At 61.4% G+C, this 13910-nt stretch carries 12 protein-coding genes; 9 read left to right on the plus strand and 3 right to left on the minus strand.

Translation table 11 applies throughout. The features are described 5' to 3' along the window. Positions 1-59: 59 nt before the first annotated feature. Complete coding sequence (locus ACS5RD_RS19575) at positions 60-974, minus strand: 2-hydroxyacid dehydrogenase (RefSeq protein ID WP_489928774.1); 915 nt, start codon at positions 972-974, stop codon at positions 60-62. A gap of 72 nt (positions 975-1046) precedes the next feature. On the opposite strand from ACS5RD_RS19575, the gene ACS5RD_RS19580 reads away from it, so the two are divergent. Both ACS5RD_RS19580 and ACS5RD_RS19585 read left to right on the plus strand, forming a co-directional pair. Further along, complete coding sequence (locus tag ACS5RD_RS19580; protein WP_489928775.1) at positions 1047-1796, plus strand: SDR family oxidoreductase; 750 nt, start codon at positions 1047-1049, stop codon at positions 1794-1796. A 17-nt stretch (positions 1797-1813) separates the two neighbouring features. Beyond that, positions 1814-2338 carry a gluconokinase gene (locus ACS5RD_RS19585; RefSeq protein ID WP_489928776.1) on the plus strand — a complete coding sequence of 175 codons (525 nt, stop codon included), beginning with the start codon at positions 1814-1816 and terminating at the stop codon, positions 2336-2338. 190 nt (positions 2339-2528) lie between these two features. Here ACS5RD_RS19585 and ACS5RD_RS19590 read toward each other — a convergent pair whose 3' ends face one another. After that, the gene (locus tag ACS5RD_RS19590) at positions 2529-3473 is read right to left on the minus strand and encodes a LysR substrate-binding domain-containing protein (protein WP_489928777.1); all 945 of its coding nucleotides are present in this window, start codon (positions 3471-3473) and stop codon (positions 2529-2531) included. Between the two features lie 143 nt (positions 3474-3616). On the opposite strand from ACS5RD_RS19590, the gene chvE reads away from it, so the two are divergent. From chvE to ACS5RD_RS19625, 7 genes are all read left to right on the plus strand, one after another. Continuing rightward, positions 3617-4693: a multiple monosaccharide ABC transporter substrate-binding protein gene (gene chvE / locus ACS5RD_RS19595; RefSeq protein ID WP_054007124.1), complete on the plus strand. Its 1077-nt coding sequence runs from the start codon at positions 3617-3619 to the stop codon at positions 4691-4693. A gap of 52 nt (positions 4694-4745) precedes the next feature. After that, complete coding sequence (gene mmsA, locus ACS5RD_RS19600; RefSeq protein WP_489928778.1) at positions 4746-6275, plus strand: multiple monosaccharide ABC transporter ATP-binding protein; 1530 nt, start codon at positions 4746-4748, stop codon at positions 6273-6275. Beyond that, positions 6275-7450 (plus strand): multiple monosaccharide ABC transporter permease, encoded by a 1176-nt coding sequence (gene mmsB / locus ACS5RD_RS19605; RefSeq protein ID WP_489928779.1) that lies wholly within the window; start codon positions 6275-6277, stop codon positions 7448-7450. The genes mmsA and mmsB overlap by 1 nt, the downstream gene beginning before the upstream one ends. A gap of 12 nt (positions 7451-7462) precedes the next feature. Then, positions 7463-8455: an AraD1 family protein gene (araD1, locus tag ACS5RD_RS19610; RefSeq protein ID WP_489928780.1), complete on the plus strand. Its 993-nt coding sequence runs from the start codon at positions 7463-7465 to the stop codon at positions 8453-8455. 7 nt (positions 8456-8462) lie between these two features. Further along, complete coding sequence (gene araD, locus ACS5RD_RS19615; protein ID WP_489928781.1) at positions 8463-10205, plus strand: L-arabinonate dehydratase; 1743 nt, start codon at positions 8463-8465, stop codon at positions 10203-10205. Positions 10206-10216: 11 nt separating this feature from the next. Beyond that, the gene (locus tag ACS5RD_RS19620) at positions 10217-11128 is read left to right on the plus strand and encodes a Gfo/Idh/MocA family protein (protein ID WP_489931409.1); all 912 of its coding nucleotides are present in this window, start codon (positions 10217-10219) and stop codon (positions 11126-11128) included. A 73-nt stretch (positions 11129-11201) separates the two neighbouring features. Beyond that, positions 11202-12707, plus strand: coding sequence for an aldehyde dehydrogenase (NADP(+)) (locus ACS5RD_RS19625; RefSeq protein ID WP_489928782.1), 1506 nt, complete (start codon positions 11202-11204; stop codon positions 12705-12707). A gap of 43 nt (positions 12708-12750) precedes the next feature. On the opposite strand, the gene ACS5RD_RS19630 is transcribed toward ACS5RD_RS19625, so the two are convergent. Continuing rightward, positions 12751-13902, minus strand: coding sequence for a fumarylacetoacetate hydrolase family protein (locus tag ACS5RD_RS19630; RefSeq protein ID WP_489928783.1), 1152 nt, complete (start codon positions 13900-13902; stop codon positions 12751-12753). Positions 13903-13910 lie beyond the last annotated feature (8 nt).

The following is a 13910-nucleotide window of genomic DNA, read 5'->3' on the forward strand; positions in this document are numbered from 1 at the left end:
TGGAGCGTGGTTTGGTTAAGATTGGGTGGCGGGTGCGGGCGGTTTTGGGACGGGGGTTCTCAAATCACTGGGGTGAGCAGGGGGCGGCTTGCGAAATATGCTTCGAGGTTGTCGCGCATCAACTGGCCCATGGCGCGGCGGGTTTGCAGGGTGGCGGAGGCGTGGTGGGGTTGTAGGAGGGTGTTGGTCAGGGGGGCGAAGCGGGGGTTGATCTGAGGTTCATTGTCGAACACGTCGAGGGCGGCTCCGGCGATTTGGTTTGTTTCTAGGGCGTGCAGGAGGGCGTTTTCGTCGATATTGGCGGCGCGGGAGATGTTGATCAGAAAGCCATCGGGGCCGAGGGCTTTGAGAGTTTCGGCGTTGATGATGTGGTGGGTCTCAGAGGTGGCTGCGGCGGTGACGATGAGGAAATCGGCGTGGGTGGCCAGCGCTATGGCGTCGGGGATGTATTTGTAGGGCAAGGGTTTTTCGCTGCGGGCGGAATAGGCGATGTCCATGCCGAAGCCGATGAGGCGTTGGGCGACGTCTTGGCCGATGCGGCCCATGCCGAGGATGCCGACTTTGGCACCCCAGACGCGGCGTTGGAGGGGAAAGCTGGCGGTGGCCCATGCGCCGGAGCGGGCGTGGCGGTCGGCGGCTGGGATCTGGCGTGCGATGGCGAGCATCATGCCTACGGCGAGGTCGGCGCAGTCTCCGGTTAAGACGTCAGGGGTGTTGGTGACTTGGATGTTGCGCGCTGCGCAGAGGGAGAGGTCGACGGCATCGTAACCGACGCCGTAGATGGCGATGAGTTTGAGGTTGGGGCAGGCTTGGATCACTTCGCTGGCGACCCCTGCCCCGCCGTTGGTGGCGATGGCTTCGATCAGGCCGAAATCGGGGTTTTGGTCGAGGTGGTGGACGGTGTAGGCGGCGTCGAGGGCGGTTTGGTCCGATGCGGGGTAGCTGGCGATCTGGAGGATGTGGGGTTTGGGCATTTTGGCCTCCGGTTGACAGCAGGGGTTTGCGCTACCTAACTGGGGCGCGGGCGGGGTGTCGAGGGGGAACGGATGGGGCTGTTTGATCTGACGGGCAAGCGCGCGCTGATCACCGGGGCGTCGCAGGGCATTGGGCTGGCGCTGGCAAAGGGGCTGGCGGAGGCGGGGGCTGCGGTGGTGCTGAACGGGCGGGATGCGGGGCGGCTGGAAAAGGCTGTGGCTGAGGTGCCGGGGGCGCGCGGGTTGGCGTTTGATGTGACGGATTACAAGGCTGCGCGGGCGGCGGTGGATGGGTTTGAGGCCGAGGTGGGGGCGATTGATATTCTGGTGAACAATGCCGGGATGCAGCATCGCGGGGCCTTGGAAGACTTCCCGGAGGAAGCGTTTCAGCGCCTGTTGCAGACGAATATTGCCAGCGTTTTCAATGTCGGGCAGGCCTGCGCGCGGCATATGATCCGCCGGGGCGCGGGGAAGATCATCAACATCGCCTCGGTGCAGACGGCTTTGGCGCGGCCGGGGATCGCGCCTTATACCGCGACCAAGGGGGCGGTGGGGAACCTGACCAAAGGCATGGCCGTCGATTGGGCGCGGCATGGGTTGCAATGCAATGCGATTGCGCCGGGGTATTTTGATACGCCTTTGAATGCGGCACTGGTCGCGGACCCGGCATTTACCGAATGGTTGGAAAAGCGCACGCCTGCCGGGCGTTGGGGACGGGTCGAGGAACTGGTGGGGGCTTGCGTGTTTCTTGCCTCGGCGGCGTCGAGTTTCGTGAATGGGCAGTGTTTGTATGTCGATGGCGGGATTACCGCCAGTTTGTGAGGCGGGGGTGAGGGCTGATGAAGATCGTTCTGATGGGGGTGGCGGGGTGCGGGAAATCCTCGGTCGGAGTGGTGTTGGGGGAGGCACTGGCCCTGCCCTACCGCGATGGCGATGATCTGCATCCGGCAGAGAATATCGCCAAGATGAGCCGGGGCGAGGCTTTGACGGATGCGGACCGCTGGCCTTGGCTGGCGCTGGTGGGGCAGGCTTTGCGCGCGCCGGGGATTATCGGTTGCTCGGCTTTGAAGCGGTCGTATCGGGAGTTGATCGACGCGGAGGCGGGTGGCGGCGTGGTGTTTGTGCATCTGTCGGGATCGCGGGCGGTGATTGAAGGCCGGATGCGAGGGCGGACGGGGCATTTCATGCCGCCTGCTTTGCTCGACAGCCAGTTTGCGACTTTGGAGGTGCCCGCGCCGGATGAGCAGGCCGTGGTCGTGGATATTGATCAGCCGCTGGAGGCTGTGGTGGCGGAGATTGTTCGGAAGCTTAAGCGTCTTGGGCTGGCGGCTGGGGGCTCTCCCCCAGACCCCGAGGATATTTAAGCCAATGTGAAAGCAAATTTGAATTAAATTTTATGGGATTGGTTGGAACTTAAGCATTGGCCTCTCCTGCTCTCCCCCCTTGGTGCTTTCATCTTGGCGAAAATACTCCACGGGGGTCCGGGGGTGTGAAACCACGGTGTTGGCGGCTTGGTGCGTAGCATACAAGAAAATCTTGACCACGCTGACGGAGTCATAAAGTCACCATATTCTGAATCTCCCTTGCCAGCCTTGCGGCCACCGGCGGCAGGATGCTGCCTGCGCGGGTGACGAGGCCGAAGGGTTCGACCTCGATGCCGAGATCAATCGCGAGTTCGGTGTAGGGGGCGTCGGGGTGGGCGGAGAAGCTGGTGACCACGGCGCGGGCGAGCGGGGCGATGGCGTTGGATTGTTGGATCAGAGCGAAGATCAACAGGAAGGATGCGGTGGAGAGGCGCTGCGGTGGACTGGGCATGCCGCTGGCGCGCAGGCGGGCGTGGACGGCGCGCGACAGCAGCGAGTCTGGCGGCGGCATCACCCAATCGTAGGACATCAGGTCTGTCGGTGTGGGGTGGGGGTGATTGGCAAGCGGGTGGCCTTTGCGCACGACGAGGCTGACGGGTTCGGTGGCGATGGCGGTCAGGGTGAACAGATCGCGGGTCGGGCCTTCGGGAAGGCGACCTATGACGAAATCCAAGCGTCCGGCAAGGAGTTGTTCGCAGAGCAGGTCCGAGGGCGAGACGACGACCTCAACCGTCACCAGCGGCGCGGTGAGGCGGGCGTTGCGCAAAGTCGGCAACACGCGGTCGATGGCGGGGCCGGTGACGGAACCGATGCGGACATGGCCGGTGCTGCCAGAGGCCACTTCGGTCATATCGCGGGCGGCGTCGCGCAGCTCCATCTGGATGCGTTGGGCGCGGGCGGCGAGGGCTTGGCCTACGGCGGTGAGCGACATGCCGCGCCCGGTGCGGTGGTGGACGGGTTGGCCGACGATGCGTTCCACCTCGGATAGCAGGCGCGAGGCGGCGGGTTGGGTGGTGCCGATCTGACCTGCGGCGAGGCTGATCTGTCCCGTGTCGGCCAAGGCGGCCAGCAGGCGCAAATGGCTCAGTTTCAGGCCGCGCTGGGCCAGAAGATCGGCACTGAGGGGCTTTGGCATATCAATACCGCCATATGTCTATACGATTTCATCATTTGACCGATATATTTCGCTGTTGCAAGAGTGCCGCACGGTCTCGGGAGGGCCTACCTTTTCGATCCGTCGGGTTATCGCGGCCAATGTGCCGCTTGGGAGGATACAGAATGCAAGTTTCAAGACGGGCGCTTTTGGCGCTGGGCGGCGCTGCAGCTGCAACTTCGGTGTTCGGTCTGCCGGCTTTCGCGCAAGACAAAGGCACCATCGGCATCGCCATGCCGACGCAATCGTCGGCGCGTTGGATCTCGGACGGCAAGTCGATGGTGGATCAGTTCACCGCAGCGGGCTACACCGCTGATCTGCAATATGCAGAAGACGACATTCCGAACCAGTTGAGCCAGATTGAAAACATGATCACCAATGGCGTCAAAGCACTGGTGATTGCGGCGATTGACGGCACCACTTTGTCGAACGCTTTGGATGCGGCCAACAAGGCTGGCATCAAGATCATCGCTTATGACCGCCTGATCCGTGATAGCGGCTCGGTCGATTACTATGCGACGTTCGACAACTTCAAAGTTGGCGTGCAGCAGGCGACTTCGCTGGTTGAAGGCTTGAAAGAGCGTTTTGCGGACACCAAGCCGTGGAATGTTGAGCTGTTCGGCGGCTCGCCGGATGATAACAACGCGTTCTTCTTCTATGATGGCGCGATGTCGGTGTTGCAGCCGCTGATTGATGCGGGCGATATTGCCATTCCGTCGGGTCAGTCTGGTATGAAGGTGGTCGGCACCCTGCGTTGGGATGCGGCTGTCGCTCAGGCGCGCATGGACAACCTGCTGTCGTCGAACTACGGCGACAAAGTGCTACATGGCGCGCTGTCGCCTTACGATGGTCTGTCGATCGGGATTCTGTCGTCGGTCAAGGGCGTTGGCTACGGTTCGGGCGACCTGAAAATGCCGATCGTCACCGGGCAAGATTGCGAAATCCCCTCGGTGAAGTCGATGATCGCAGGCGAGCAGTATTCCTCGATCTTCAAGGACACCCGCGAGCTGGCGAAAGTCACCGTCAAGATGGTCGATGCCGTGCTGTCGGGCGCTGAGCCGGAAATCAACGACACCAAAACCTATGACAATGGCGTCAAAGTTGTGCCGTCGTATCTGCTGGAAAGCCAGCCGGTCAACGCCACCAACTACGAAGCTGTGCTGGTGACTTCGGGTTATTACACCGCTGATCAGCTGAAGTAAGCTAACTCCGTGCCCGTCTCTCTGAGGCGGGCACGGGATTTAGGGGGGAACCATGACAGCATTGTTGGAAATGCGGGGGATCAGTAAGGTCTTTCCGGGTGTTCGGGCGTTGGATAACGTGTCGCTCAGCGTGCAGCCGGGAGAGATCCACGCGATCTGCGGCGAGAATGGCGCAGGCAAATCGACGCTGATGAAGGTGCTGTCGGGGGTTTATCCGTTTGGCTCTTACGAGGGCGATATCATTTATGACGGCGAGACTTTGGCTTGCCGCAACATCCGCGACAGCGAAGCGCGCGGGATTATCATTATTCACCAAGAGCTTGCTCTGGTGCCGCTGCTGTCGATTGCCGAGAACCTGTTTCTGGGCAACGAGGTGGCGAAGAACGGTGTGATCAACTGGGGCGAGGCCTATCAGCGCACTGAGGGGCTGTTGAAGAAGGTCGGGTTGAACGAACTGCCGACCACCAAGGTCGAAAAGCTGGGCGTTGGCAAGCAGCAGTTGATTGAGATTGCCAAGGCTTTGGCCAAGGATGTGCGATTGTTGATCCTCGACGAGCCGACCGCGGCTTTGCAGGAGAATGACAGCCAGAAACTGCTCGACCTGATGCTGGAATTGAAGGCGCAGGGGGTGACGCAGATTATCATCAGCCACAAGCTGAACGAGATTTCTCGGGTGGCGGACCGGATCACCGTGATCCGCGATGGCGCTTCGGTCTCGACGATGGACAAGCATGAGATCACCGAAGACCGCATCATCCGCGATATGGTCGGCCGCGATATGGCGCATCGCTACCCGGAACGCACGCCCAATCCGGGGCCGGTGCTGATGGAGGTTGCGGGCTGGAATGTCTGGCACACCGAACAGGCCGAGCGGCAGATCATCAAGGATGTGTCGTTCAACGTGAGGAAGGGCGAGATCGTTGGCATTGCCGGGCTGATGGGCACCGGGCGCACCGAACTTGCGATGTCAATCTTTGGCAAATCTTATGGGCAGGGCCATAAAGGTTCGATCAAGATGCATGGCGCTGAAGTGGATGTGTCCACCGTGCCGAAAGCGGTCAAAGCCGGGATTGCTTATGTCACCGAAGACCGCAAGGGGCTGGGGCTGATCCTTGAAGAACCGATTGTGAAAAATATCACTCTCGCCAATTTGGCCGGGGTGGCGATGCGCGGCGTGCTGGATAAGCGGCGCGAAACCCGTGTGGCCGAGGGCTATCGCAAGCAACTCGCGATCCGCACACCGGGGGTGCAGCAGAAGGTGGTGAACCTGTCGGGCGGCAACCAGCAAAAGGTGGTGTTGTCGAAATGGCTGTTCACCGAGCCTGAGGTGCTGATCCTTGACGAGCCCACCCGTGGCATCGACGTGGGTGCGAAGTTTGAGATTTACACCATTATGAAGGAACTCGCCGAACAGGGCCGGTCTATCGTGATGATCAGCTCGGAAATGCCCGAGTTGTTGGGGATGTGTGACCGGATTTATGTGATGAATGAGGGGCGCATCGTGGGGGAATTGGATCGGGCCGAGGCCAGCCAAGAGAAGATCATGGCGTTGATCCTGAAGGGCGAAGGGAAGGCTGCATAATGGCACAAGAGAAAAAATCCAGCTCGGCTTTGGGCGACCGCTTGCGTGAAAACGGCATGTTGTTGGCGCTGGTCGCCATTGTGGCGCTGTTTTCTATACTGCTCGCCTATCAGGGCAAAACGTTTTTGCAGCCGCAAAACATCACCAACATCTTCTTGCAGAATGGCCATGTGATCATCCTTGCCTTGGGGATGCTGCTGGTGATCGTGTCGGGGCATATTGACCTTTCGGTCGGCTCGGTTGCGGCGTTCACTGGGGCGGTTGCTGCGTATTTGACGGTCAATCTGGGGCTGCCGTTCTACGTGGTTATTCCGTTGACGCTGATTGTCGGCGGTTGCATTGGTGCTGTGCAAGGCTATTGGGTGGCATTCTGGCGCATCCCTTCGTTTATCGTGACGTTGGCGGGGATGATGGTGTTTCGCGGCGCTACGATGTGGATGCTCGGCGGGCAGAACATCGGGCCGTTTCCGAAAGAATTCCAAGCGATTTCAAGCGGTTTCCTACCGGATTTGACCGGGATCGGCCAGCCGCATGGGCTGACGGTGATCTTGGTGGTGCTGGCGATTGGCGCGCAATTCTGGCTGGGGTTCCGTGCCCGCGCACGCGATGCCGAGTTCGGGATTGAGCCAGAGCCAATGGCTTTGTTCATGGGCCGCACCGTGCTGATCGCCGCCGCAACCGCCTTTGTTGGCTATCAGTTGGCTTACCTGAAAGGCTTGCCGAACGTGCTGGTGGTGCTGATCGTGCTGACCGTGCTCTATGCGTTTTTCACCGAAAACACCACGATGGGACGGCGAATTTACGCGGTAGGCGGCAATGAAAAGGCGGCGAAACTGTCGGGCATCAACTCGGATCGGCTGGTGTTTGCCTGTTTTGTGAACATGGGCGTATTGGCCGCTTTGGCGGGCATGATGGTGACGGCGCGGTTGAACTCGGCGACACCGAAAGCCGGCACCGGGTTTGAGTTGGACGCGATTGCCTCGGTGTTCATCGGTGGGGCATCGATGACCGGCGGGTCGGGCAAGATCGTCGGCGTGGTGATCGGTGCGCTGATCATGGGTGTGATGAACATGGGCATGTCGATCATGGGCATCGGCATTGATTATCAGCAGATGATCAAGGGTCTGGTGCTGTTGGCTGCCGTGATCTTCGACGTATACAATAAAGCGAAATAAGGCAGAAATATCATGCTGTTGTCTCAGATACTTAATGCGGATGGCTCAATCAGCGTGGTGGCGCGGGAAGGCTCCGAGGCGGCGGTTGTGCGCGGCACTGTCAGCACCTATGCACTGGCGTCGGAGGCTTTGGCGCAGGGTCGCGGATTGGCCGAAGTGATCGCGGCGCGGGGCCTGGGCGAGGCGGTGGATCTGGTGGCTTTGGCGGCGGCCGGGCGGCTGGCGCTGCCGATCACCCATCCTGACCTCACGCATATGCATCTGACCGGGACCGGGCTGACGCATCTGGGGTCGGCTGCGACGCGCGATGCGATGCACGCCAAGCTGGACGGGGCCGAGACGCTGACCGACAGCATGAAGATGTTCCAAATGGGGCTGGCGGATGGCCGGCCCGCGCCGGGTCAGGTGGGCGTGCAACCGGAGTGGTTTTACAAGGGCAACGGTTATACGGCGGTGGCCCCCGGAAGTGCTTTGACCTCGCCGGGTTTTGCGCTGGATGGCGGTGAGGAGCCGGAACTCGCGGGCATTTACCTGATTGATGCGGATGGCACCCCGGCGCGGGTCGGCTGGGCCTTGGCGAATGAGTTTTCCGACCATGTGACCGAGCGGATCAACTACCTGTTCCTCGCCCATTCCAAGCTGCGCGAGGCGTCGTTCGGGCCGGAGTTGCTGGTGGGCGATCTGCCGAACGATGTGCGCGGTTCAAGCCGGATTTGGCGTGATGGGAAGGCGATCTTTGACAAGCCGTTTCTGTCCGGTGAAGCGAACATGTCGCATACGTTTGCGAACCTGGAGCATCACCATTTCAAATATGATCTGTTCCGCCATCCCGGCGATCTGCATGTCCATATGTTTGGCACCGCGACGTTGAGTTTTGCCGAGGGGCTGAACGTGCTGCCCGGCGATGTGTTTGAGATTCAGGTGGACGCGTTTGGTCTGCCGCTGCGCAATACTTTGGCCGTTGCCCCTGCCCAGTCGGGCGCGGTGACTGTCAAGCAACTCTGAGGATAACATGACCTTCAAACCTGCCGCATGGCCCCGCAAACTGCGCTCGCAAACTTGGTTTGGCGGCACGTCGAAGGACAATATCTACCACCGCGGCTGGATGAAAAACCAAGGCTTCCCGCCGGATTTGTTCGATGGCCGCCCGGTGATTGGCATCCTGAACACATGGTCGGAACTGACGCCCTGCAACGCGCATCTGCGCGATCTGGCCGAGCGGGTGAAGCATGGGATTTATGAGGCCGGCGGTTTTCCTGTTGAGGTTCCGGTGTTTTCGGCTTCGGAAAGCGCGTTCCGACCGACCGCGATGATGTTCCGAAACCTCGCCGCGATGGCGGTTGAGGAAGCCATGCGCGGGCAGCCGATGGATGGCTGCGTGCTGATGGTAGGCTGTGACAAGACCACGCCTTCGCTTTTGATGGCGGCGGCCAGCACCGATATTCCGTCGATTGTGGTGACGGGCGGGCCGATGCTGAACGGTTATTACAAGAATGAGCGGGTTGGCTCTGGCACGCATCTTTGGAAGTTTTCCGAGGCCGTGAAGGCTGGAACAATGACGCGTGAAGAGTTTGTCGACGCGGAAGCCTCGATGTCGCGCTCTCCGGGGTCGTGCAATACGATGGGGACGGCGTCGACGATGGCCTCGATGGCGGAAGCTTTGGGCATGGCGTTGTCGGGCAATGCGGCGATTCCGGCTGTGGACTCTCGCCGCCGTGTGATGGCGCAACTGACGGGTCGGCGGATTGTGCAGATGGTCAAGGATGATCTGAAGCCGTCCGATATCCTGAAGAAAGAAGCGTTTGAAAACGCCATTCGCACCAATGCGGCGATTGGTGGTTCAACCAACGCGGTGATCCACCTGCTCGCGATTGCGGGTCGGGTGGGGATCGATTTGACGCTGGAAGACTGGGACCGTTGCGGGCGCGATGTGCCGACGATTGTGAATCTGATGCCGTCGGGCAAATACCTGATGGAGGAATTCTTCTACGCAGGTGGCCTGCCCGTGGTGATCAAGCGGCTGGGCGAGGCCGGGTTGCTGCATAAGGATGCGCTGACGGTTTCGGGCGAAACGGCTTGGGAGCAGGTCAAGGATGTGGTGAACCACAACGACGACGTGATCCTGCCTGCCGACAAAGCCCTCGCGCAATCGGGCGGCGTGGTGGTGGTGAAGGGCAATCTCGCGCCGAAGGGGGCTGTGCTGAAACCCTCCGCCGCGACCGCCGCTTTGCTGACCCACCGGGGACGTGCCGTGGTGTTCGAGGATATCGACGACTACAAAGCCAAGATTAATGATGAGGCTTTGGACATCGACGAGACTTGCATCATGGTGTTAAAAAACTGCGGCCCGAAAGGCTATCCCGGCATGGCAGAGGTCGGCAATATGGGCCTGCCGCCGAAGATCCTGCGCCGTGGCATCACCGATATGGTGCGGATTTCCGATGCGCGGATGTCGGGCACGGCCTATGGCACGGTGGTGCTGCACACCTCGCCCGAAGCCGCCGCTGGTGGCCCCTTGGCCGTGGTGCAGAACGGCGATTTCATTGAACTCGACGTGCCGAACCGTCGGTTGCATCTGGACATTTCCGATGAAGAACTGGCGGCGCGGTTGGCGGAATGGGTGCCGATCCATCCCTTGTATGAAAGCGGCTACGGCTGGCTGCATCAGCGCCATGTTGAGGGCGCCGATACCGGGGCGGACCTCGACTTCCTGAAGGGCGCGCGCGGCAATGCGGTGGGTAAGGATTCGCACTGATGCCCAAACCTATGAAAGTCGCGCTGGTCGGCATCGGCAAGATTGCCGTTGATCAGCATGTTCCAGCGATTGCCAACTCGCCGGATTGGGAGTTGGCGGCGACGGTTTCGCGCAAAGGCTCGGTTGACGGCGTCGAAGCGTTTGACGATTTCGCGGCGTTTTTGGCGGCACGGCCCGATGTGACGGTTGTGTCGTTGTGCCTGCCCCCGGTGCCTCGGTTTGACTATGCCGAGGCTGCGCTGCTGGCGGGGCGGCATGTGATGCTGGAGAAGCCGCCGGGGGCAACCTTGGCAGAGGTTCATGCATTACAGGCGCTTGCGGGCGCAAAGGGCCTGACGCTGTACACCACTTGGCACAGCCGGATGGCGCATGCGGTGGCTCCGGCGAAGGCTTGGCTGGCGGATAAGGCCATTCTGCGCGCCCATATCACTTGGCGTGAAGATGTGCGCAAATGGCATCCGGGGCAGGATTGGGTGTTTGAGCCGGGTGGCATGGGGGTGTTCGATCCCGGCATCAATGCGCTCTCGATCCTGACCGAAATCCTGCCCGCCCCGGTGCATCTGACCGCCGCCAGTTTGGAGTTCCCGGCCAACCGCCAGACCCCGATCGCAGCAAAACTGACCTTCTCGGGCCATGTCACCGCCGATTTCGACTGGCGGCAAACCGGGCCGCAGACTTGGGATATCGAGGTCGACACCGACCAAGGCGCGATGGCTTTGCGGATGGGCGGCAATGTGCTGGAGATCGGCGGCAAAGCGGCGGGCGGCGAGAATACCATCATGGGCGAATACCCGGCGCTGTATAAGCGGATGGCGGAATTGGTGGCGCAGGGGGCGTCTGAGGTTGATCTCGCCCCCATGGTCCACGTCGCCGACGCGCTGACTTTGGGCTGCCGTATTGAAACCGAGGCTTTTGATTTCTAATTTCACATTGGCTTAAATATCCCACGGGGGTCTGGGGGTGTGAAACCCCCAGCCGTCGATCAAGGAGACCATCATGCTCATAGGCAAACACCTCATCGCAGGCAACTGGGTCGCAGGCGACACGACCTTTATGTCCTCTCCCGCCACGGGTGAAGCCCTCGCTTTTGCGGTCGGCACGCCGGCGCATGTCGATGCGGCGGTGCAGGGGGCTGAGGCGGCATATCCCAGCTATTCAGCGCTCAGCCGTGAGGCGCGGGCGGCTTTCTTGGACAAGATCGCCGAGGAAATTGACGCGCGGGGGCCGGAAATCACCGCGATTGGCACTTCGGAAACCGGGCTGCCCGCAGCGCGGCTGGAGGGGGAGCGAGGGCGCACAACCGGGCAGTTGCGGCTGTTTGCCAACCATATCCGCAAGGGCGAATATCTGGATCGTCGCTTTGACGCGGCACAGCCGGATCGTGCGCCTGCTCCGCGCCCGGAAATCCGCATGATGCAGGTGCCAGTGGGGCCGGTTGCAGTGTTTGGGGCCTCGAACTTTCCGCTCGCGTTCTCAACAGCGGGCGGCGATACCGCCAGCGCCTTGGCGGCGGGCTGCCCTGTGGTGGTCAAGGGCCATTCGGCGCATCCGGGCACCGGTGAGATTGTGGCCCAAGCCATTGATGCGGCTGTGAAAGCCTGTGGAATTCATCCCGGCGCATTTTCGTTGGTGCAAGGCGGCAACCGCGATGTCGGTGAGGCTTTGGTGCAGCATCCGCTGATCAAGGCGGTGGGGTTCACTGGGTCTTTGGGCGGCGGTCGGGCTTTGTTTGATCTCTGCGCGCGCAGGCCCGAGCCGATCCCGTTCTTTGGGGAACTCGGTTCGGTCAACCCGATGTTCCTGCTGCCTGCTGCGGTGGCAGCGCGCGGCGCGGCACTGGCTGCGGGTTGGGCCGGCTCTTTGACGATGGGGGCTGGCCAGTTCTGCACCAATCCCGGCATCGCGGTGGTGGTCGACGGGGCTGAGGCGCAGGCGTTTATCGACGCAGCCAAGGCTGGGCTGGCTAAAGTTGGTGCGCAGACCATGCTGACGGACGGTATCGCGCAAGCCTATCGCGCCGGGCGTGACCGTGTCGCAGCATCGGCAGGCGTGCAGGAAGTGCTGACCTCGGTCTGCGATATGCGGCAGGCGACGCCTTATCTGTTTGAGGTTTCGGGGGCGGATTGGCTGGCCAACCATGCTTTGGGCGAGGAAGTGTTCGGGCCTTTGGGGCTGGTGGTGCGGGTTGCCGATTTCGCGGAAATGCAGGCGGTGGCAAGTGCGTTGCAGGGGCAGTTGACCTGCACATTGCAGATTGATCCGGCGGATTATCCGCAGGCGCGGCTGCTGTTGCCGGTGTTGGAGCGCAAGGCCGGGCGGGTTCTCGCCAACGGCTTCCCGACGGGCGTTGAGGTGGTCGATGCGCAGGTGCATGGCGGGCCTTATCCGGCCTCGACCAATTTTGGCGCGACTTCTGTGGGGACGTTGTCGATCCGGCGCTGGTTGCGTCCGGTTGCATTCCAGAACCTGCCAGCCGAGTTGTTTCCGGCGGATTTGGTTTAAGAAAGGCCGGGGGGACTCGTCCCCCCAGACCTCCCGTGTCTGGTTAGAGCAGGCCTCTTCCTGCCAGATTGCGCATCAGGGCGCTGGTGCCAAAGCTCCATTCCGGGGCCTCGGTAGACAGCCGCACGGTGTTGCGCAGGGTTCCGAGTTCTGGCGTGGCGATGGTCACCACGTCGCCGATATGGTGGGTGAAGCCCTGCCCCGGCCCGTCGCGGTCTTGCACCGGTGAGAACATCGTGCCGCAGTAGAGCATGAAGCCATCGGGGTATTGGTGATGGCGACCCCGGGTTTGCGCGACCAGATCGGCGGGATCGCGGCTGATTTGGCGCATCGAGGAGGCGCCTTGCAGGTGGAAGCCGTCTTCGCCGGTGACGGTCAGGGTGAGATCGAGATTGCGGACGGTGTCTAGGGTGAAATCGCCGTAGAAGATGCGGATGAACGGGCCGATGCTGGCGGCGGCGTTGTTGTCTTTCGCCTTGCCCAGCAGCAGCGCCGAGCGGCCTTCGACATCGCGCAGATTCACATCATTGCCAAGCGTCGCGCCGACGATTTGGCCAGTGGCATTGACCGCCAGTACCACCTCGGGCTCGGGGTTGTTCCATTTGCTGATCGGATGCAGACCGACCGATGCACCGTAGCCGACCGCAGACATCGGCTGGGCTTTGGTAAAAACCTCGGCATCGGGGCCGATGCCGACTTCCAGATATTGGCTCCAGAGGTTTTCGGCTTGCAGCAGGGCTTTGACCTCGGCGGCTTTGGGCGAGCCGGGGATCAGATCGCGCAAGCTGTTGCCGATCACATCCGCCACGCGGGCGCGGATTTCAGTGGCGCGGGCGGGGTTTCCGGCGGCGCGTTCCTCGATCACCCGTTCGACCATCGAGCGCGCGAAGGTGACGCCGCAGGCTTTGACCGCTTGCAGGTCGTTTGGGGCGAGGAGGTGGGTTTGGTTTTGGTCGGGCTCGATGGAGGCTGCAGCGATTTCTGACAGAGGGCCTATGTCTTCGCCTTGGATACTGTTGATAAATCTTGCGATATCAGTCTGTTCCAGCGCATCGCGCATCGTCGGGGCGGCTTTGCTGGTGATGTCAATGACGCGATCCTCGCGCAGGGTTACAAGGCTGGGGCCGATGCCTGCACGCCAGATGCGGCCCAGCCAGAGGCCGTTTGGCAGGGTGAGATTTTCGGTTTGCGACATGGTTCGGC

This window comes from Cypionkella sp. PAMC25878 (genome assembly GCF_058135695.1).